This window comes from Streptomyces sp. NPDC029674 (assembly GCF_044903205.1).
In the GTDB taxonomy this organism is placed as follows: Bacteria; Actinomycetota; Actinomycetes; order Streptomycetales; family Streptomycetaceae; genus Streptomyces.
Map to the genome: position 1 here is coordinate 381847 of NZ_JBJDPY010000002.1, position 19292 is coordinate 401138.

The following is a 19292-nucleotide window of genomic DNA, read 5'->3' on the forward strand; positions in this document are numbered from 1 at the left end:
TGGATAGAGCGATCGTTTTAGTAACGCACCGCAATCGTCTGGAGTCACCCATGCCTTCCTCGCCCCAGCCCGCCCCCTCCGTCACCGTCATCGGCCTCGGCCCCATGGGCCAGGCCATGGCCGCCGCCTACCTCGACCGCGGCTACGACGTCACCCTCTGGAACCGCACCCGGTCCCGCGCCGACGCCCTCGTGGAGCGCGGCGCGGTCTTCGCCGACAGTGCCGAGAAAGCCCTGCTCGCCAACGAGTTGGTGATCCTCAGCCTCACCGACTTCGACGCGATGTACGCGATCCTGGAGCCCGCCAAGGCGGCCCTCGCCGGCCGCACCGTCGTGAACCTCAGCTCGGACACCCCGGAGAAGGCACGGGCGGGCGCCCGCTGGGTGACCGAACTCGGTGGGACCCACCTGACCGGTGGCGTCCTGGTCCCGCCGCCCCTCATCGGCACCGCCGACGCGTCGACGTTCTACAGCGGTCCCCGCGAGGCGTACGACAAGCACCGCCCCGCCCTCGAAGTCATCACCGGCAAGTCCGACTACCGGGGCGAGGATCAGGGGCTCGCCGCGCTCATGTACCAGCTGAACATGGTCATTTTCTGGCCATCAATGATCGCCTATTGGCAGGCCGTCGCCATGGCTGCCGCCCACGGCATCACCGCCGCCGAAATCGCCCCCTACGCCACCGAAAACTTCGCCGGCATGGGGCACTTCATCGACTTCTACGCGCCCCGCATCGACGCGGGCAACCACGCCGGTGACGTGGACCGCGCCTCGATGGGCCTCGCCAGCATGGAACACGTCGTCCACACGGCCGCCGACGCGGGCGTGGACACCGCGTTCCCGGACGCCGTGCACGACGTCTTCCGCCGTGTCGTCGAGGCGGGGCACGGGGCGGACAGCTTCTCGCGGGCCGTGGAGCTGATGGCGAAGAAGTAGAAGAAGCAGGAGGAGCAGAAGAAGGAGCGGCAGCAGAAGGAGCAGATGGGGTGAGGGAGGCCACCTCCCTCAACAAACCGCAGTTCCGGCCCGGTTCGACTGCCCACTCAAACGAGGGGTATGTCTCACGGTGAGCTAAGTCATGCGGAGAGGAGGCTTAAATTGACGCCGCCTTCACATCTCCCTACGTAGGCTTCACCACATGGCCACGACTCCCTCCCCCGACCGCCGGCGCTCCGCCGACGAGGTCAATGAGGACATCCGTGCGCTGTGGCTGCGCGCGGGAGGACGCCTCCGTCCCGACGAACGCGCGCTGTACGAACAGCTCGTGACGGAGTGGGCCGAAGCAGAGGCCAACTCCTCCCCGACCCACGCCGCCTGAGACAGCCGCCCCGTTTCGGGGGGCAGCCGCCCGTCAGGGGCGCTGCCAGGGGCGCGGGGAACTGCGCGCCCAGCCACAACGCATCCGCACGCGACAGCGAACAGCAAAAGGCCCCGGAACCAAAGGTTCCGGGGCCAATTACGTACCCGCTACTGCGCCGCAGGCTTCGGCGCCACAGGCTTCCGCAGCGAAATGTTGAGCTCCCGCAGACGGGACTCGTCCAGCTCCGTCGGCGCCCCCATCATCAGATCCTGCGCGTTACCGTTCAGCGGGAACGCGATCGTCTCCCGGATGTTCGGCTCATCGGCGAGCAGCATCACGATGCGGTCGACGCCGGGGGCGATGCCACCGTGCGGCGGCGCGCCGAGGCGGAACGCCCGCAGCATGCCCGCGAACTCGTGCTCGACGGTCTCCGCGTCGTAGCCCGCGATCTCGAAGGCCTTCAGCATGACCTCGGGCTCGTGGTTCCGGATGGCGCCGGAGGAGAGCTCGATGCCGTTGCAGACGATGTCGTACTGCCACGCCAGGATGTCGAGCGGGTCCTTCTCTTCCAGGTCCTTCATGCCGCCCTGCGGCATCGAGAAGGGGTTGTGGGAGAAGTCGATCTTGCCGGTCTCCTCGTCCTTCTCGTACATCGGGAAGTCGACGATCCAGCAGAAGCGGAAGACGCCCTCCTCGAAGTGGCCCGCGCGCTTGGCCGCCTCGACGCGGACCGCGCTCATGATCTTCGAGACCTCGTCGAACTCGCCCGCGCCGAAGAAGACGGCGTGACCGGCCTTCAGGCCGAGGCGCTTCGTGAGCTCCTCGACGTTCGCCTCCGTCAGGAACTTCGCGATCGGGCCCGTCAGCGAGCCGTCCTCGGCGACGCGCACCCAGGCCAGGCCCTTGGCGCCCTGCTCGACCGCGTAGTCACCGAGGCCGTCGAAGAACTTGCGGGACTGCGACGCCGTGTCCGGCACCGGAAGCGCACGCACGTGCTTGCCCGCGAACGCCTTGAACTCCGAGCCCTCGAAGATGTCGGTGATGTCGACCAGTTCGAGCTTGGCGCGCAGGTCCGGCTTGTCGTTGCCGTACTTCAGCATCGACTCGCGGAACGGGATGCGCGGGAAGGGGGACGTGACCTCGCGGCCGCCGCCGAACTCCGTGAAGAGCTCCGTCATCAGCTTCTCGATGGGCTGGAAGACGTCTTCCTGCTCCACGAAGCTCATCTCGACGTCGAGCTGGTAGAACTCGCCCGGCGAGCGGTCCGCGCGCGCGTCCTCGTCGCGGAAGCAGGGCGCGATCTGGAAGTAGCGGTCGAAGCCCGAGATCATCAGCAGCTGCTTGAACTGCTGGGGGGCCTGGGGCAGCGCGTAGAACTTGCCGGGGTTCAGGCGGGACGGGACGACGAAGTCGCGCGCGCCCTCGGGGGAGGTCGCGGTGAGGATCGGCGTCGCCATCTCGTTGAAGCCGAGGGCCACCATCTTCGAGCGGATCGAGGCGATCACGGCCGACCGCAGCATGATGTTGCGGTGCATGCGCTCGCGGCGCAGGTCCAGGAAGCGGTACTCCAGGCGCCGCTCCTCGTTCACGCCGTCCTCGGCGTTGATCGTGAAGGGCAGCGGGCCCGCGGCGCCGAGCACCTCGACCTCGGCGGCCTCGATCTCGATCTCGCCGGTGGGCAGCTCCGGGTTCACGTTGTCGGCGCCGCGCGAGACGACCTTGCCGTCGACGCGGACGACCGTCTCCTTGGAGAGCTTGTCGAGCGTCTCGGCCGCGGGCGTGCCGGGGCGGGCCACCAGCTGCGTGATGCCGTAGTGATCGCGGAGATCGATGAAGAGAATGCCGCCCAGGTCTCGGCGATTGTGCAGCCAGCCGCTCAGCCGGACGTCGGTGCCGACGTCAGAGGCGCGGAGCTCGCCGCAGGTGTGGGACCTGTACCGATGCATCGTCGTTCATCCAGTCTTCGCGAATAGGGGAGAGAGCAGACGCTCACAAGGCTACCGTCCGGCCGAAGATCGGTTTCCGGATATCGCCGCCGGCCACCCGCCGGGGGGCCGGATGCGGCCGGGTTCGGTGGCGGCTTGCCTGTACATCTTCCTAAAGTGGGTCAATGCGCACCGACGATCCCCTTCTGCAGGTGGGGGATGACTCCCTGCCTCCCGTCCGGGACGTCCTGGCCGCCATCGCGACCGGGCTGTGGCGCTGGGACAACGCGTCCGGGACCGTCACGCTCGACGCGGAGGCGGCCCGGCTGCTCGGCCTGCCCGAGCGCGCCCAGACGCTGTCGGAGGCGGCCGTACGCTCCCGCTTCCACCCGGTCGACTGGAACGAGATCTACGGCACCGTCCAGCTCGCCGTCGCCGAGGGCACCCTCGCCGAGGCCCGGCTGCGGATCATGGACGAGACGGGGCGCCGGGTCCTGCGCACCGTGCGCAGCCGCTCCAAGCCGGTGATGCACGGGGCGACCGAGGCGTACGAGCTGGTCGGCACCCTGCAAGAGGTGACGGAGCCCGCGCCCGGCACCGCCGCCCGCACCCCGGTCACCGGCGACTGGCGCCGCTCCCGCGAGGCGTTCCTGCTGGACGCGGGGCGTGCGCTCGCCGAGGCACGCTCCACGGAGGAGGTGCTGCGGGTCGCCGCCGGGCTCTCCATGCCGGGGTTCTCGCCGGACGGGCTCGCGGTCTTCGGGGTGGAGGCCGAGCGGCTGACGATCATCGGGCACCACGGGCATCAGCCGGGCGACGACGGGCCCTTCTCCGCGATGCCGCTGGACACCGACTATCCGGCCGCGGAAGTGGTGCGCACCGGCCGTGCCGTCTATCTGTCCACCCCGGAGGACTACCGCAGGCGCTATCCCGCCTCCTGGCCGCTGGCCAGACGCTTCGAGCGGCAGTCGTGGGCGTTCCTGCCGCTGACGGTCGCGGGCCGCACGATGGGTGCGTGGATGGCGGCGTTCACGTATCCGGTGTCGTTCACGCCCGACGAGCGTTCCGTGCTGACGACGGTGGCGCGGATGCTGGCGCAGGCCCTGTCGCGGGCCGGTGTCGCGGAGTCGGAGCGGGAGCTGACGGAGGGGCTTCAGCGGTCGATGCTGCCGATGCTGGGCCCGCAGATCCCGGGGATGAGCGTGGCGGCCCGCTATGTGCCGACCGGCGGCGGGCTTCAGGTGGGCGGCGACTGGTACGACATGATTCCGCTGCCCAGCGGCCGTATCGCGTTCGTCATCGGCGACGTGCAGGGGCACGACGTGCGCGCGGCGGGTCTGATGGGGCAGCTGCGGATCGCCCTGCGCGCGTACGCGTCGGAGGGGCACCGCCCGGACGCCGTCCTCTCGCGCGCGACCCGCTTCCTGTCGGGGATCACCGAGTCGATCACGTACGGGTCGAGCGGCACGGGCGCCGACGAGGCCATGGAGTACGACCCGCGCTTCGCGACCTGCCTGTACGTGGAGGCCGACCCTGCGACCGGCGTCCTTGAGATGGCCCGCGCAGGCCACCCCGAGCCCGCGATACGCATGAGCGACGGAACGGTTCTGCTGCGTCCCACCGCGGGCGGCCTGCCGCTCGGCATCGACCCGGACGCCGACTATCCGACGACCCGGCTCGTCCTGGAGCCCGGCGAGACCATGCTGATCTGCACCGACGGCCTCATCGAGACCGGCGGCCACGACCTGGACAGCGGCTGGTCGCGGATCAGGACGATCCTGGAGGAGTACGCGGGCGACGGCGACCCCGAGAGTCTGGAGCAGCTCGCCGACTCGCTCGTCCAGGCCGTGCACGGGCCCACGTCGCACTACACCACGGGCCCGCTCGCGGACCGCCGCGAGGACGACATAGCGATACTGCTGCTGAGCCGGACGGGCCGCCCCGAGCAGCGCAGGGACGCCCGCCGCACGGTCATGACCATCGCCCAGGCCGAACCGGAGCGCATCGCGGGGGCCCGCCGTCACCTGCGGGACCTGCTGCACGACTGGGCGGACGACGACCAGGTCGACTCGGCGGTCCTGATGGTCTCGGAGATGCTCACCAACGTCCTCGTGCACACGGACGGCGACGCCCTGATGGTCGCCGAGGTCACCGGCGAGCCGGGCGCGCGCAGGCTGCGGGCCGAGGTCGCGGACGGCAGCGACGACCTGCCGCACAAGCGCAGGCCCGGCGAGCTCGCCTCGTCCGGGCGCGGCCTCGTCCTGATGGAGCTGCTCGCCGGGGCGTGGGGCGTGGACCCGCGGGGCGACGGCAAGAGCATCTGGTTCGAGCTCTACGAGGACGCGGGGTCGCCCGCGGACGGTGGCGGCACGGGTCCCGCCGCGTAGCGCGAGCGCAGCTCGGAGACGATCCCGAAGGCCGCCGCCGTCAGCGGCACCGCGAGGAGCATGCCGATGATGCCGGCCACGGACGCCCCCGCGGTGATGGCCAGCATCACCACGGCCGGATGCATCTGCACCGTCCGGCTCTGGATCACCGGCTGGAGGATGTGCCCCTCAAGGACCTGGACGGCGAGGACCACGCCGAGCGCCCAGAGGGCGATGGCGAAGCCGCGGTCGGCGAGGGCGACGAGGACGGCGACCGCGCCGGACAGGAAGGCGCCGAGGTAGGGGATGTACGCGCCGACGAAGACGAGCGCGCCGAGCCCCACCGCGCCGGGCACCCGCAGGATCAGCAGTCCGACGGTGATGCAGAGCGCGTCGATGAACGCGATGATCGTGGTGCCCCGCATGAAGCCCTCGATAGCGCCGAAGGCCCGGTGCGCCATCGCCTCCACGACGTCGGCGGAGCCGCCGGGCGAGAGCGAGCGCAGGGCTGCCATGGCCCGCCCGGAGTCGCGCAGGAAGAAGAAGACCAGCAGGAGCGCGAGCACGGCCATGGCGATGACCTCGCCGACGACGCTGAGTCCGTTGAGCACGCCGGACGCGGCGGTCCCGCCGAACTTGCCGAGGAGTTCCTTGGCGTTGGACGCCATGTCGTCCAGCGAGGTGCCCGCCGCCCCGAAGTACTTCGCGACGTCGTTCGCGGCCTGCTTCAGGGAGGCGATGATCTGGTCGCCGGTGTCGATCAGCGCCTTCACCACGATGTAGGTGACGCCGCCGACGACGGCGACGACGGCCGCGCACGTCAGCCCCGCGGCGAGGGAGCGCTGCACCTTCATCCTGAGCAGCCGCCGGTACAGCGGGCCGAGGAGCGCGGTGCCGAGCAGGGCGAGCAGCACCGGGGTGACGGCCGTCTTGAGGATGACGCAGAGCCAGACCCCCACGGCGGCGACGCCGGTGACGAGGAGTGCGACGACGCACCAGGCGGCGACGCGGCGGACGGACTCGGGCAGGAGGGTGTTCACCCCTCCTACCCGAGCACGGGGTCACCTGCCGCGCACGTTATGTACGGCCGGGGACCGGACCGGCGCCGGACCTACATCCCGTGCACGGCCGGCACCCTGCCGAGCCGGCCCTTCTGGAAGTCCTCGAAGGCCTGCTGCAGCTCGGCCTGACTGTTCATCACGAACGGGCCGTAGTGCGCCATGGGCTCCCGGATCGGCTGCCCGCCGAGCAGCACGATCTCCAGGTCGGGGGCGTGCGCGTCCTGCCGCTCGTCGGCGCGGACGGTCAGCGAGGACCCGGCGCCGAAGACCGCGGTCTGCCCCATGTGGACGGGGCGCCGCTCGGCGCCGACGGTGCCGCGTCCGGCGAGGACGTACGCGAGTCCGTTGAACTCCTCGCGCCAGGGCAGCGTGACCTCGGCGCCGGGCCGCACGGTCGCGTGGATCATCGTGATCGGCGTGTGCGTGATGCCGGGGCCCTCGTGCCCGTCGAGCTCACCGGCGATGACGCGGAGCAGCGCGCCGCCGTCGGGGGTGGAGAGCAGCTGGACCTGGCCGCCGCGGATGTCCTGGTAGCGGGGGTCCATCATCTTGTCCTTGGCGGGCAGGTTCACCCACAGCTGGAGGCCGTGGAAGAGGCCGCCGGACATGACGAGGGACTCCGGCGGCGCCTCGATGTGCAGGAGGCCGCTGCCAGCCGTCATCCACTGGGTGTCGCCGTTGCGGATGGTGCCGCCGCCACCGTTGGAGTCCTGGTGGACGAAGGTGCCGTCGATCAGGTACGTGACCGTCTCGAAGCCGCGGTGCGGGTGCCAGGGGGTGCCCTTCGGCTCGCCCGCCTCGTACTCCACCTCGCCCATCTGGTCCATCATGATGAACGGGTCGAGGTACTTGTAGTTGATCCCCGCGAAGGCCCGGCGCACCGGGAACCCCTCGCCCTCGAAGCCGCTCGGCGCCGTGGTCACGGCGAGCACGGGGCGCGCCGTCGCGTCGGCCGCCGCCGCCACTCGGGGCAGGGTCAGCGGGTTCTCGACAGTCACTGCAGGCATGGTCGGTACCTCCTCGTTCACTCACTTTAGTTGAACGTAGAACTTTCTGCCACTGGGAACGAGCGAAGCCCGGAGGGAATTCCCTCCGGGCTCCAGGGGTGGCTTGAAGCGATCTACGAGTGAGCCGGCGCGGCGGTCACGTCCTAGCCGTACATACGGCGCATCGCGAAGTCGACCATCTGCTCCACGGCCTTCGCGTCGAAGACCATGCGGTGCTCGCCCTCCATGTCGAGGACGAAGCCGTACCCGGTCGGGAGCAGGTCGATGACCTCCGCGCCGGTGATGACGAAGTACTTGGAGTCCTTGCCCGCGTACCGGCGCAGCTCCTTGAGGGAGGTGAACATCGGGATCACGGGCTGCTGCGTGTTGTGCAGGGCGAGGAAGCCGGGGTTGTCACCGCGCGGGCAGTAGACCTTCGACGTGGCGAAGATCTGCTGGAAGTCCTCGGCGGACATCGACCCCGTCGTGAAGGCACGCACCGCGTCCGCGAGGGACGGCGGCGAGGGCTCGGGGTAGAGCGGAGGCTGCTGGCCGTAGCCACCGCCGGGCATGCCCTGCATCTGCTGCGGCGGCGGCTGCGCGCCCGGCGGGGCGTACTGCTGCTGGGCGCCGGGATTCTGGTCGTAGCCGTACATGCGCGTAAGCGTACTGAGTCATGGACGTCACAGATGGGCGGTTAGGGGTTGCGCCTTATTACCGACGGGTAGCATCATCGTAGCTACTTGCTGGTATTCATCCACTTTCCTGCTTACGGAGCCTTCGCCATGGGCCACTACAAGTCGAATCTCCGCGACATCGAGTTCAACCTCTTCGAGGTGCTCGGCCGCGACAAGCTGTACGGCACCGGCCCGTTCGCGGAGATGGACGTCGACACCGCCAAGAGCATCCTCGACGAGCTGCGCCGCCTCGCGGAGAACGAGCTGGCGGAGTCCTTCGAGGACGCCGACCGCAACCCGCCGGTCTTCGACCCCGCGACCAACACCGCCCCGGTGCCCGCGTCCTTCAAGAAGAGCTACCAGGCCTTCATGGACTCCGAGTACTGGCGCCTCGGCCTGCCCGAGGAGATCGGCGGCACGACCTCCCCGCGCTCCCTGATCTGGGCGTACGCGGAGCTGCTGCTCGGCGCGAACCCGGCCGTGTGGATGTACTCGTCCGGCCCCGCGTTCGCCGGCATCCTCTTCGAGGAGGGCAACGAGGCGCAGAAGAAGGTCGCCCAGATCGCCGTCGAGAAGCAGTGGGGCTCGACGATGGTCCTGACCGAGCCGGACGCCGGTTCGGACGTGGGCGCGGGCCGCACCAAGGCCGTGCAGCAGGAGGACGGCTCCTGGCACATCGAGGGCGTGAAGCGCTTCATCACGTCCGGCGAGCACGACATGTCGGAGAACATCCTCCACTACGTCCTCGCCCGCCCCGAGGGCGCAGGACCCGGCACCAAGGGCCTCTCCCTCTTCCTGGTCCCGAAGTACAACTTCGACTGGGAGACCGGCGAGCTGGGCGAGCGCAACGGCGTCTACGCCACGAACGTCGAGCACAAGATGGGTCTCAAGGCCTCCAACACCTGCGAGATGACGTTCGGCGACCAGCACCCCGCCAAGGGCTGGCTGATCGGCGACAAGCACGACGGCATCCGCCAGATGTTCATGATCATCGAGTTCGCCCGCATGATGGTCGGCACGAAGGCCATCGCGACGCTCTCGACGGGCTACCTGAACGCCCTGGAGTACGCCAAGGAGCGCGTGCAGGGCCCGGACCTCGCCCAGTTCATGGACAAGACGGCCCCCAAGGTCACCATCACGCACCACCCGGACGTCCGCCGCTCCCTCATGACGCAGAAGGCGTACGCCGAGGGCATGCGCGCCCTGGTCCTGCACACCGCGGCCGTCCAGGACGAGATCCAGGTCAAGGAGGCGGCGGGCGAGGACGCGTCGTCGCTGATCGCGCTCAACGACCTCCTCCTCCCGATAGTCAAGGGCTACGGCTCGGAGAAGTCGTACGAACAGCTGGCACAGTCGCTCCAGACGTTCGGCGGCTCGGGGTACCTCCAGGAGTACCCGATCGAGCAGTACATCCGTGACGCCAAGATCGACACCCTCTACGAGGGCACGACGGCGATCCAGGGCCAGGACTACTTCTTCCGGAAGATCGTCCGCAACCAGGGCGCCGCGCTGAACGGCCTCGCCGAGGAGATCAAGAAGTTCCTCGCGGTCGGCACGGGCGGCGAGACGCTTGCCGGCGCCCGTGAGGAGCTGGCCAAGGCCGCCGTCGAGCTGGAGGCCATCGTCGGCGTCATGCTGACCGACCTCGCGGCCACGGAGAAGGACGTCAAGTCCATCTACAAGGTGGGCCTGAACACCACGCGCCTGCTGATGGTCTCCGGCGACGTCGTCGTCGGCTACCTGTTGCTGCGCGGTGCCGCCGTCGCCGCCGAGAAGCTGGAGACCGCCTCCGCCAAGGACAAGGCGTTCTACGAGGGCAAGATCGCCGCCGCCAAGTTCTTCGCCGCGAACGTCCTGCCGGGCGTCGCGACCGAGCGGAAGCTCGCCGAGGGCGTGGAGCTGGACCTGATGGAGCTGGACGAGGCGGCGTTCTAGTCAAGGACGCCCCCCAGGCAGCACGGCGCCTCCTGAGGCGCCCGTACAGCTCCTGACGCACCACGACGGCCCGCCCCGCCCCGGGGCGGGCCGTCGTGCGTCGGCCACCCGGGGGTCGGGAGCCGCACCACCGGTTGAAAGCGGTAGCTAGGCTGGCTGGCATGCGCACACCCTCCGGGCCCTTCGACCGTGGCCACACCGAAGACCTCATGACCTTCCTGGCGGCCGCCCCTACGCCGTACCACGCCGTGGCGAGCGCCGCCGAGCGGCTGGAGAAGGCCGGTTTCCGGCAGGTCGAGGAGACCGAAGCCTGGGACGGTACGACCGGCGGAAAGTACGTGCTGCGGGGCGGCGCCATCATCGCCTGGTACGTGCCGGAGAACGCCGCCGCGCACACCCCCTTCCGCATCGTCGGCGCCCACACCGACTCCCCGAACCTGCGCGTGAAGCCGCAGCCCGACGCCGCCGCCCACGGCTGGCGCCAGGTCGCCGTGGAGATCTACGGCGGGCCGCTCCTCAACTCCTGGCTCGACCGGGACCTCGGCCTCGCCGGACGCCTCTCCCTGCGCGACGGCACCACGCGGCTCGTGAACATCGACCGGCCGCTGCTGCGCGTGCCCCAACTGGCCATCCACATGGACCGGTCCGTGCACACCGACGGCCTCAAGCTCGACAAGCAGAAGCACATGCAGCCCATCTGGGGCCTGGGCGACGACGTCCACGAGGGCGACCTGATCCGCTTCCTGGAGGACGAGACCGGGCTCGGCGAGGGCGATGTCACCGGCTGGGACCTCATGACGTACGCCGTCGAGGCGCCCGCCTTCCTCGGCCGCGACCGCGAACTGGTCGCGGGCCCCCGCATGGACAACCTCCTCTCCGTGCACGCCGCGACGGCCGCCCTCACCGCCGTCGCCGCCCAGGAGGAGCTGCCGTACATCCCCGTGCTCGCCGCCTTCGACCATGAGGAGAACGGCTCGCAGTCCGACACCGGCGCCGACGGGCCGCTCCTCGGCGGCGTGCTCGAGCGGTCCGTGTTCGCGCGCGGCGGTTCGTACGAGGACAAGGCCCGCGCCTTCGCCGGCACCGTCTGCCTCTCCTCCGACACCGGCCACGCCGTGCACCCCAACTACGCGGAGCGGCACGACCCGACGCACCACCCGCGCGCCAACGGCGGCCCGATCCTCAAGGTGAACGTCAACAACCGTTACGCCACGGACGGTTCGGGACGCTCCGTCTTCGCCGCCGCGTGCGAGAAGGCGGGCGTGCCGTTCCAGTCGTTCGTCTCCAACAACGCGATGCCGTGCGGCACCACCATCGGCCCGATCACCGCCGCCCGCCACGGCATCAAGACCGTCGACATCGGCGTCGCGATCCTCTCCATGCACAGCGTGCGCGAACTGTGCGGCGCCGACGACCCGCACATGCTGGCCAACGCGCTGGTGGCGTTCCTGGAGGGCTGAACTCCGAATGCCTGTGTGGCTACGAAGGTCCCGGGTACCCGGAGGCTTCGTAGCCACTAAGCAGGGAGGCGGTTCCTATGGGCCTCGGCGGATGCATCATCCTGATCGCCGTGGGTGCCATCCTCACGTTCGCGACCGACTGGGAAGTGGACGGGCTCAACGTCACCGTCACCGGTCTCATCATGATGGCGGTGGGCCTCATCGGTGTCGCCGTCTTCACCAGCATCGCCCGGCGCAGGCGGGCCGTGGTCCCGCCGGCCACCCAGACGACCGTCGTCGACCCGGACCAGCCGCCGCGCACCTACTGACCCGGACTTGTCCGATGTGCGACGGTACGGGGTAGTCATGCCGTCATGAGACTTCTCGTACGCGACCGCGTGCTCGGCATCGGCGACGACTACTGGATCGAGGACGACCGGGGCCGCAAGGTCTTCCTCGTCGACGGCAAGGCGATGCGCCTGCGTGACACCTTCGAGCTGAAGGACACGCAGGGCAACGTCGTCATCGACATCCACGCCAAGATGCTGGCGCTGCGCGACACGATGGTCATCGAGCGAGCGGGCGACCCGCTCGCCACAGTGAAGCGCAAGCGGCTGTCCCTGTTGCGCAACCACTACCGCGTCGAGCTGGTCGACGGCACGGAGCTGGACGTCAGCGGCAAGATCCTCGACCGCGAGTTCGCCATCGAATACGACGGCGAACTCCTGGCCGACATCTCCCGCCGCTGGTTCCGCGTCCGCGACACCTACGGCCTGCACATCACCCGCGACGACGCCGACCCCGCCCTGCTCCTCGCGGTCACGGTCTGCGTAATCCGCCTGTCGGAGAAGGAGCGGGAGGCCGAGGATTGAGTCTTGGGCGCGGTCCTCGTGCGAAAGCTGCGCGCGGAAGCTGCGCGCGAGGACTGCGGCGAAGCTGCGTCCTCAGGGGCGCGGGGAACTGCGCGACCAGCCACGACGCACCCGCAGCCGCATCCGCACCCGAGCACCGCGGCGCAGCCGCATCCCCAGGGGCGCGAGGAACTGCGCGACCAGCCACCACGCACCCGCAGCCGCACCCGCACCCGAGCACCGCGGCGCAGCCGCGCCCCCAGGGGCGCGGGGAACTGCGCGACCAGCCACCACGCACCCGCAGCCGAAGAGACCACGGCAAACTCGCGGCGGAGCCGCGGCTCAGGGGCGGGGCGGCGGGGCCTGCCCCAGGAGGCGATCCTTCAGCGCCGGGAACTGTTCCCGGACAGCCCCCACCTTCCCGAGGTCAAGATCGACGGTGAGGACCTCCTCACCACCCCCCGCCTCCGCGAGCACCTCACCCCACGGATCGACGACAACACTGTGCCCCGCCTGGGGAACCCCCGCGTGCGTCCCCCCGGTCCCGCACGCCAACACGTACACCTGGTCCTCAACCGCCCGCGCCCGCGCGAACAACAACCAGTGCTCGCGCCGCCGTTCCGGCCACCCCGCCGGCACCACGAACATCTCCGCGCCCGCGTCGACGAGCCCCCGGAAGAGCTCGGGGAAGCGCAGGTCGTAGCAGGTCGCAAGACCCACCGTGGCCTCCGGCGTGCGGACAGTCGTCAGCTCGGAGCCGGCCGCCATCATGACGGCCTCCCCCTTGTCGAAGCCGAAGCGGTGGATCTTCCGGTAGGAGGCGGCGAGTTCACCGGCCGGGGAGAAGACGAGCGAGGTGTTGTAGAGGGAGCCATCAGGGTCACGCTCGGGGATCGAGCCCGCGTGCAGCCACACACCCGCGTCGCTCGCCGCCTTCGACATCGCGTCGTACGTCGGACCTTCCAGCGGCTCCGCCTCGCCCGCGAAGGACTCGTACGCGAAGGCGCCCGTGGTCCACAGTTCCGGAAGAACGACCAGATCCGAGCCCTCCCGGGCGCTCACCTCGCGTACCAGCGAAGCGACCCGCGACCTACGGGAATTGACCGGTTCGTCCTCGTCTACGGCGATCTGGATGAGGGAGGCGCGCACACTACCACCGTCCTGGCATTCGAGCCGTCAACACGGGCCTACGATCGTCACACGAAAGCACTGCCGGGGTGCCTGTGGGCAGCGTAACTTAACGTCTCAGACACCCACCGCCCGCGTACGACCGCAAGGGGTCCCGTGAGTCTCCATCCCAGCCTGCAGAACTACGCCGATGCCTGGACGCATTCCGTTGAGGCGATATCCGAGCTGGTGTCGCCCCTCGCCGAGGGAGAGTGGAACTGGGCCACCCCCTGCCCCGGCTGGTCGGTGCGCGACATCGTCTCCCATGTCATAGGCCTCGACTGCGAGATGCTGGGCGACCCCCGCCCGATCCACACCCTGCCCCGCGACCTGTTCCACGTGCAGACCGAGGGCCAGCGGTACATGGAGATGCAGGTCGACGTGCGGCGCCACCACACCGCGCCGGAGATGACCTCCGAGCTGGAGTACACGATCATCCGCCGCACGCGGCAGCTGCGGAACGAGTCGCGGGACCCGAGCACCAAGATCCGCGGCCCGCTCGGCACCGAGCAGACCCTCGAACTGGCCATGCGGATGCGGGCGTTCGACGTGTGGGTGCACGAGCAGGACCTTCGTACGACGCTGCGCAAGCCCGGCAACCTCGACTCCCCGGGGGCGTACGTCGCCCGGGACCTGCTCCTCCAGGGCCTCCCGAAGGTCGTCGCCAAGCTGGCGGGCGCGCCCGCGAACTCGGCCGTCGTCTTCGACGTGAGCGGCCCCGTCGAGTTCCTGCGCACGGTCCGCATCGACGCCGACGGCAAGGGCACGGTCGACGGCGCGCCCTCGCTGGGCCCGCTCGCCACCTTCGGTCTCGACTGGGAGACGTACTTCAAGCTGGCGTGCGGCAGGGTGACGTACGCGTCGGTCGCGGACCGGATCAAGGTCGAGGGCGACCACGACCTGGCGGACGCGATCCTGCGCAACTTCGCGGTGACGCCGTGACGCCGTAGCCGTATGAGTATGAGTCAGACCGGCACGTGCACGGCCTCCACCCGGCTGGAGACCAGCCGCTCCCGCTCCCTGCGCACCGCCCGCGACTTGAGCCGCAGGATCTGGCAGAGCCCGAGCGCCTCAAGCACGAAGACCGCGGAGAACGCGACCCGGTAGTTGTCGCCGGTCGCGTCGAGCAGCACGCCGATCGCGAGCAGCGTCGTCATGGAGGCGACGAAGCCGCCCATGTTGGTGATGCCCGAGGCCGTGCCCTGCCGCTCCGGCGGGTTGGCGGGCCGCGCGAAGTCGAAGCCGATCATGGAGGCGGGGCCGCAGGCGCCCAGGACCGTGCACAGGACGATCAGGAGCCACATCGGGGCATGGTCCCCGGGGTAGGCGAGGGTGGCCGCCCAGGCGGCGGCCGTCGTCCCGATGGTGCCGAGCGCCAGCGGGAGGCGCGCGGCGTGGTGCCGGGCCACGATCTGGCCGTAGACGAGGCCGATGGCCATGTTGGACAGCACGACGAGCGTGAGCAGTTCACCGGCCGTCGCCCGGGACAGGCCCTGCGCCTCGACGAGGAACGGCAGGCCCCACAGCAGCAGGAACACCATCGCGGGGAACTGCGTGGTGAAGTGCACCCACAGACCGAGCCGGGTGCCGGGCTCCCGCCAGGACAGGGCGATCTGCTTGCGGACGTAGGCGGCACCGGTGTGCCGCACCGGCTCCGGCTCGTGCCCCTCGGGGTGGTCCTTCAGGAACAGCGTCATCAGGACGAGGACGACGACACCGCAGAGCGCGCTGCCCGCGAAGGCCGCGGTCCAGCCGACGGAGTGCAGCAGCCGGGCCAGGACGAGGGTCGAGACGAGGTTGCCCGCCATGCCGACGAGGCCGGCGAGCTGGGCGACCATCGGGCCGCGCCGGGCCGGGAACCAGCGCGTGCCGAGCCGCAGGACGCTGATGAAGGTGAGCGCGTCACCGCAGCCGAGCAGGGCGCGGGAGACGAGCGCCATCCCGTACGTGGGCGAGAACGCGAAGCCGAGCTGGCCGACCGTGAAGAGGACGACACCGATGGTCAGCACCTTCTTGGTGCCGAGCCGGTCGACCATCAGGCCGACGGGTATCTGCATGCCCGCGTAGACGAGCAGCTGGAGTATGGAGAAGGTCGACAGCGCGGACGCGTTGACGTGGAAGCGGTCGGCGGCGTCGAGCCCGGCGACGCCGAGGGACGTCCGGAAGATGACGGCGACGAAGTAGACGGCGACGCCGATGGACCAGACGAGGACGGCCTTCCGGCCGCCGGGCGGATCCCCGGGCAGCGAGACCGGGGCGGTGGCGGAGCTCATCGGACCTCGCCCCGCGCCAGGTTCTGGAACCAGCCGACGTGCCGGGTGACCACGGCGACCGCCGCCTCCGCGTCGCCGCGGCGCAGCGCGTCGAGGATCTCCTCGTGCTCGGCGAGGGTCTTCGCGATCCGGTCGGGGTGCGAGTGCATCACGGCGACGCCCATCCGCAGCTGCCGGTCGCGCAGCTGGTCGTAGAGGCGCGACAGGATCTCGTTGCCGCCGCTGCGGACGATCTCCGCGTGGAAGCACCGGTCGGTGACGGCGGCCTCCGCCAGCTCCCCGGCGGCGGCCTGCGTCCGCTGCCGGGCGAGGAGCTCCTCCAGGCGGCCGATGAGTCCGGCGGGCGCGGGCACCGCCTTGCGCACCGCGTGTGTCTCGACGAGCAGCCGCGTCTCGACGACGTCCGCGATCTCCTGGGCGGAGACGGGCAGGACGAGCGCGCCCTTCTTGGGGTAGAGCCGCAGCAACCCCTCCACCTCCAGCTTCAGGAGCGCCTCGCGCACCGGGGTGCGGGAGACCCCCACGGCCTCGGCGAGCTCGCCCTCGGTGAGGAGCGTGCCGCCCTCGTAGCGGCGTTCGAGCACGGCCTGCTTGACGTGCGTGTAGACGCGCTCGGCGGCGGGCGGCGGCTTGATGGAGGTGACGGGGGCGGTGGGGGAGGCCGAGGTGGCAGGGGTGGCCGAGGTGGCGGGGGTGACCGAGGGGGTCGCGGTGGCGGCTGGCATGCGCACAGCATAGATACAACAGGTATACGCCGGAATCCCACGTCCACATGGCGGGCACTCGTAGCACTCGTACCGGAATTCACCGACGTTCCGGCACATCCATCCGGCCTCCTCACTCGTCTACTGAGTGAGCGGCACCCTCATGCAGCCGCAGCCCAGGGGCATTTGGAGTACTTAACTTGAATACCGGCATTACGGGCGTACGTCGCGCATCAGCCGTCCTCGTCACCGCGAGCGCGGTACTGGCCGGCGGCGCCCTCACCACCACGGCCCACGCGGCCGCACCCCCGAAGCCGTCCATCGTCGCCAAGGGCGGCTATGTGATGAACAACGGCAACGGGAAGACCCTCTTCACCAAGTCCGCCGACACCCGTCGCTCCACCGGCTCCACCACGAAGATCATGACGGCGCGCGTGGTGCTCGGCCAGCGGAACCTGAACCTGGATTCCAAGGTCAAGGTCCAGAAGGAGTACAGCGACTACATCGTCCGCAACAACTACGCCTCGTCGGCCCGCCTGATCGTCGGCGACAAGGTCACCGTCCGCCAGCTCCTGTACGGGCTGATGCTGCCGTCCGGCTGCGACGCCGCGTACGCGCTCGCGGACAAGTTCGGCAAGGGCACGACCCGGGCCAAGCGCGTGAAGAACTTCATCGGCCAGATGAACTCGACGGCCAGGTCCCTGGGCCTGTCCAACACGCACTTCGACTCGTTCGACGGCATCGGGCACGGCGCCAACTACTCGACGCCGCGCGACCTGACGAAGCTCGCGAGCAACGCGATGAAGTACTCCACGTTCCGCACGGTCGTGAAGACGAAGTCGACCACGCAGAAGGTCACCACGTCGAACGGTGGCTACCGCAACATGTCGTGGTCGAACACGAACAACCTGCTCGGCTCCTACCGCGGCACCATCGGCGTGAAGACGGGCTCCGGCCCGGAGGCGAAGTACTGCCTCGTCTTCGCGGCGACCCGCAACGGCAAGACGGTCGTCGGCACGGTCCTGACCTCTTCCTCCCTGGACAACCGCACCAAGGACGCGAAGAAGCTCCTGGACTACGGCTTCAAGGTGGCGTAACGCCCCCGTGGGCACAAGGAAGGGCCCTGCCGCGACGGTCGCGGCAGGGCCCTTCTCGTTCCGTCCTTACGCCCAGGTCATCAGCCGCTTCGGCTGCTCCAGGACCGCCGCCACGTCGGCCAGCACCTTCGAGCCCAGCTCGCCGTCCACCAGACGGTGGTCGAAGGACAGTGCCAGCGTCGTCACCTGACGGGGCTTGACCTTGCCCTTGTGGACCCACGGCTGGAGCTTGATCGCGCCGACCGCGAGGATCGCGGACTCGCCGGGGTTCAGGATCGGCGTGCCCGTGTCGACGCCGAAGACGCCGACGTTCGTGATCGTCACCGTGCCGCCCTGCATGGCGCCGGGCGAGGTCTTGCCCGCCCGTGCCGTGCCGACCAACTCGCCGAGCGCCTCGGCCAGTTCGGGCAGGGTCTTGGCGTGCGCGTCCTTGATGTTCGGCACGATCAGACCGCGCGCGGTGGCCGCGGCGATGCCCAGGTTCACATAGTGCTTCTGGACGATCTCCTGGTTCGCCTCGTCCCAGGCGGCGTTGACGTCCGGGTTCCGCTTGATCGCGACCAGCAGCGCCTTGGAGATGAGCAGCAGCGGATTGACCCGCAGCCCCTCGAACGCCTTGTCCTGCTTGAGCTCCTCGACCAGCTTCATCGTCCGCGTCACGTCGATCGTCACGAACTCCGTGACGTGCGGCGCCGTGAACGCCGAGCCGACCATCGCCTGCGCGGTGGCCTTGCGGACGCCCTTGACGGGGATACGGGTCTCGCGGGCGTCCGTGCTCCCCGCGGCCGCGGGGGCGGGGACGGCCGGGGCGGGCGCCTCGGTCACCTGCGGGGCGGGCGCTTCGGCCTGCTGCGGGGCGGGTGCGGCGGCCGGGGCCGCGGCCTCCACCGCCGCGTGCACGTCCTCGCGGGTGATGATCCCGTCGGGGCCGGACGGCGTGACCGTCGCGAGGTCGACGCCGAGGTCCTTGGCGAGCTTGCGGACCGGCGGCTTGGCGAGCGGCCGGGTGCCGGTGTGCCCGTTCAGGGGGCGGTCGTGCTGAGCCTCCGGCTGAGGCTCCGGCTCGGCGGCCGCGACCGGGGTCTCTCCCGGGGCGGCCTTCCGCGCACGCCGCTTGGTGGAGGACTCCGCGACGCCGTACCCCACGAGCACGGGCTGCCGGCCCTCCGGAGCCTTGGGCTCCGCCTCGGGCGCGGGCTCGGGCGTCGTCTCCTGTACCGGCGCCGCCGGGGCGCCCGTCCCGCCCGACACGTCCACCGCGATGATCACCTGGCCGACGTCGACCGTGGTCCCCTCCGGGAACCGCAGCTCACGTACGACACCGTTGAACGGGATGGGGAGCTCGACCGCGGCCTTGGCCGTCTCGACCTCGCACACGACCTGGCCGTCGGTGACGGTGTCGCCCACCGCCACGTACCACTTGAGGATCTCCGCCTCGGTGAGCCCCTCGCCCACGTCGGGCATCTTGAACTCGGCAAGAGCAGTGTCTGTCATCGTCGTCACGACCCTCTC

At 70.0% G+C, this 19292-nt stretch carries 17 protein-coding genes; 9 read left to right on the plus strand and 8 right to left on the minus strand.

Features of this window, described 5'->3' with window-relative positions:
* The first annotated feature begins 50 nt into the window (after window positions 1–50).
* Window positions 51–935, plus strand: a complete 885-nt coding sequence (locus tag ACI2L3_RS05695) for an NAD(P)-dependent oxidoreductase (protein ID WP_404751028.1) — start codon at window positions 51–53, stop codon at window positions 933–935.
* Window positions 936–1137: 202 nt separating this feature from the next.
* A complete protein-coding gene (locus tag ACI2L3_RS05700) occupies window positions 1138–1317 on the plus strand; it encodes a hypothetical protein (protein ID WP_398301984.1) in 180 nt (59 codons plus the stop codon).
* A 149-nt stretch (window positions 1318–1466) separates the two neighbouring features.
* On the opposite strand, the gene aspS is transcribed toward ACI2L3_RS05700, so the two are convergent.
* Window positions 1467–3245: an aspartate--tRNA ligase gene (aspS, locus tag ACI2L3_RS05705; protein ID WP_404751029.1), complete on the minus strand. Its 1779-nt coding sequence runs from the start codon at window positions 3243–3245 to the stop codon at window positions 1467–1469.
* 164 nt (window positions 3246–3409) lie between these two features.
* On the opposite strand from aspS, the gene ACI2L3_RS05710 reads away from it, so the two are divergent.
* Window positions 3410–5611 (plus strand): SpoIIE family protein phosphatase, encoded by a 2202-nt coding sequence (locus ACI2L3_RS05710; protein WP_404751030.1) that lies wholly within the window; start codon window positions 3410–3412, stop codon window positions 5609–5611.
* On the opposite strand, the gene ACI2L3_RS05715 is transcribed toward ACI2L3_RS05710, so the two are convergent.
* The 3 genes from ACI2L3_RS05715 to ACI2L3_RS05725 all read right to left on the minus strand — a co-directional run bounded on the left by ACI2L3_RS05715 (window position 5557) and on the right by ACI2L3_RS05725 (window position 8293).
* Window positions 5557–6630, minus strand: coding sequence for an AI-2E family transporter (locus tag ACI2L3_RS05715; RefSeq protein WP_404751031.1), 1074 nt, complete (start codon window positions 6628–6630; stop codon window positions 5557–5559). The two genes, ACI2L3_RS05710 and ACI2L3_RS05715, sit on opposite strands and share 55 nt — an antisense overlap.
* Window positions 6631–6701: 71 nt before the next feature.
* Window positions 6702–7658, minus strand: a complete 957-nt coding sequence (locus tag ACI2L3_RS05720) for a pirin family protein (protein WP_404751032.1) — start codon at window positions 7656–7658, stop codon at window positions 6702–6704.
* 143 nt (window positions 7659–7801) lie between these two features.
* Window positions 7802–8293: an SseB family protein gene (locus ACI2L3_RS05725; protein WP_127913024.1), complete on the minus strand. Its 492-nt coding sequence runs from the start codon at window positions 8291–8293 to the stop codon at window positions 7802–7804.
* A 129-nt stretch (window positions 8294–8422) separates the two neighbouring features.
* On the opposite strand from ACI2L3_RS05725, the gene ACI2L3_RS05730 reads away from it, so the two are divergent.
* The 4 genes from ACI2L3_RS05730 to ACI2L3_RS05745 all read left to right on the plus strand — a co-directional run bounded on the left by ACI2L3_RS05730 (window position 8423) and on the right by ACI2L3_RS05745 (window position 12560).
* Entirely contained in the window at window positions 8423–10249 is a 1827-nt protein-coding gene (locus tag ACI2L3_RS05730; RefSeq protein ID WP_404751332.1) for an acyl-CoA dehydrogenase, read from the plus strand.
* Window positions 10250–10410: 161 nt separating this feature from the next.
* Window positions 10411–11709, plus strand: coding sequence for a M18 family aminopeptidase (locus ACI2L3_RS05735; protein ID WP_404751033.1), 1299 nt, complete (start codon window positions 10411–10413; stop codon window positions 11707–11709).
* 77 nt (window positions 11710–11786) lie between these two features.
* Window positions 11787–12017, plus strand: a complete 231-nt coding sequence (locus tag ACI2L3_RS05740) for a DUF6458 family protein (RefSeq protein ID WP_404751034.1) — start codon at window positions 11787–11789, stop codon at window positions 12015–12017.
* A 45-nt stretch (window positions 12018–12062) separates the two neighbouring features.
* A complete protein-coding gene (locus tag ACI2L3_RS05745; RefSeq protein ID WP_404751035.1) occupies window positions 12063–12560 on the plus strand; it encodes an LURP-one-related/scramblase family protein in 498 nt (165 codons plus the stop codon).
* Window positions 12561–12881: 321 nt separating this feature from the next.
* Here ACI2L3_RS05745 and ACI2L3_RS05750 read toward each other — a convergent pair whose 3' ends face one another.
* Window positions 12882–13688, minus strand: a complete 807-nt coding sequence (locus ACI2L3_RS05750; RefSeq protein WP_404751036.1) for a carbon-nitrogen family hydrolase — start codon at window positions 13686–13688, stop codon at window positions 12882–12884.
* A gap of 135 nt (window positions 13689–13823) precedes the next feature.
* On the opposite strand from ACI2L3_RS05750, the gene ACI2L3_RS05755 reads away from it, so the two are divergent.
* Window positions 13824–14648 carry a maleylpyruvate isomerase family mycothiol-dependent enzyme gene (locus tag ACI2L3_RS05755; protein ID WP_404751037.1) on the plus strand — a complete coding sequence of 275 codons (825 nt, stop codon included), beginning with the start codon at window positions 13824–13826 and terminating at the stop codon, window positions 14646–14648.
* Between the two features lie 23 nt (window positions 14649–14671).
* Here ACI2L3_RS05755 and ACI2L3_RS05760 read toward each other — a convergent pair whose 3' ends face one another.
* A complete protein-coding gene (locus tag ACI2L3_RS05760) occupies window positions 14672–15979 on the minus strand; it encodes a nitrate/nitrite transporter (protein WP_404751038.1) in 1308 nt (435 codons plus the stop codon).
* A complete protein-coding gene (locus tag ACI2L3_RS05765) occupies window positions 15976–16704 on the minus strand; it encodes a GntR family transcriptional regulator (RefSeq protein ID WP_404751039.1) in 729 nt (242 codons plus the stop codon). The genes ACI2L3_RS05760 and ACI2L3_RS05765 overlap by 4 nt, the downstream gene beginning before the upstream one ends.
* A gap of 179 nt (window positions 16705–16883) precedes the next feature.
* Between ACI2L3_RS05765 and ACI2L3_RS05770 the strand changes: the two genes are divergently transcribed.
* Complete coding sequence (locus tag ACI2L3_RS05770) at window positions 16884–17780, plus strand: D-alanyl-D-alanine carboxypeptidase family protein (RefSeq protein ID WP_404751040.1); 897 nt, start codon at window positions 16884–16886, stop codon at window positions 17778–17780.
* A gap of 66 nt (window positions 17781–17846) precedes the next feature.
* Here the strand turns inward: ACI2L3_RS05770 and ACI2L3_RS05775 are convergent, their stop codons facing one another.
* Complete coding sequence (locus ACI2L3_RS05775; RefSeq protein ID WP_404751041.1) at window positions 17847–19283, minus strand: dihydrolipoamide acetyltransferase family protein; 1437 nt, start codon at window positions 19281–19283, stop codon at window positions 17847–17849.
* Between the last annotated feature and the right edge of the window lie 9 nt (window positions 19284–19292).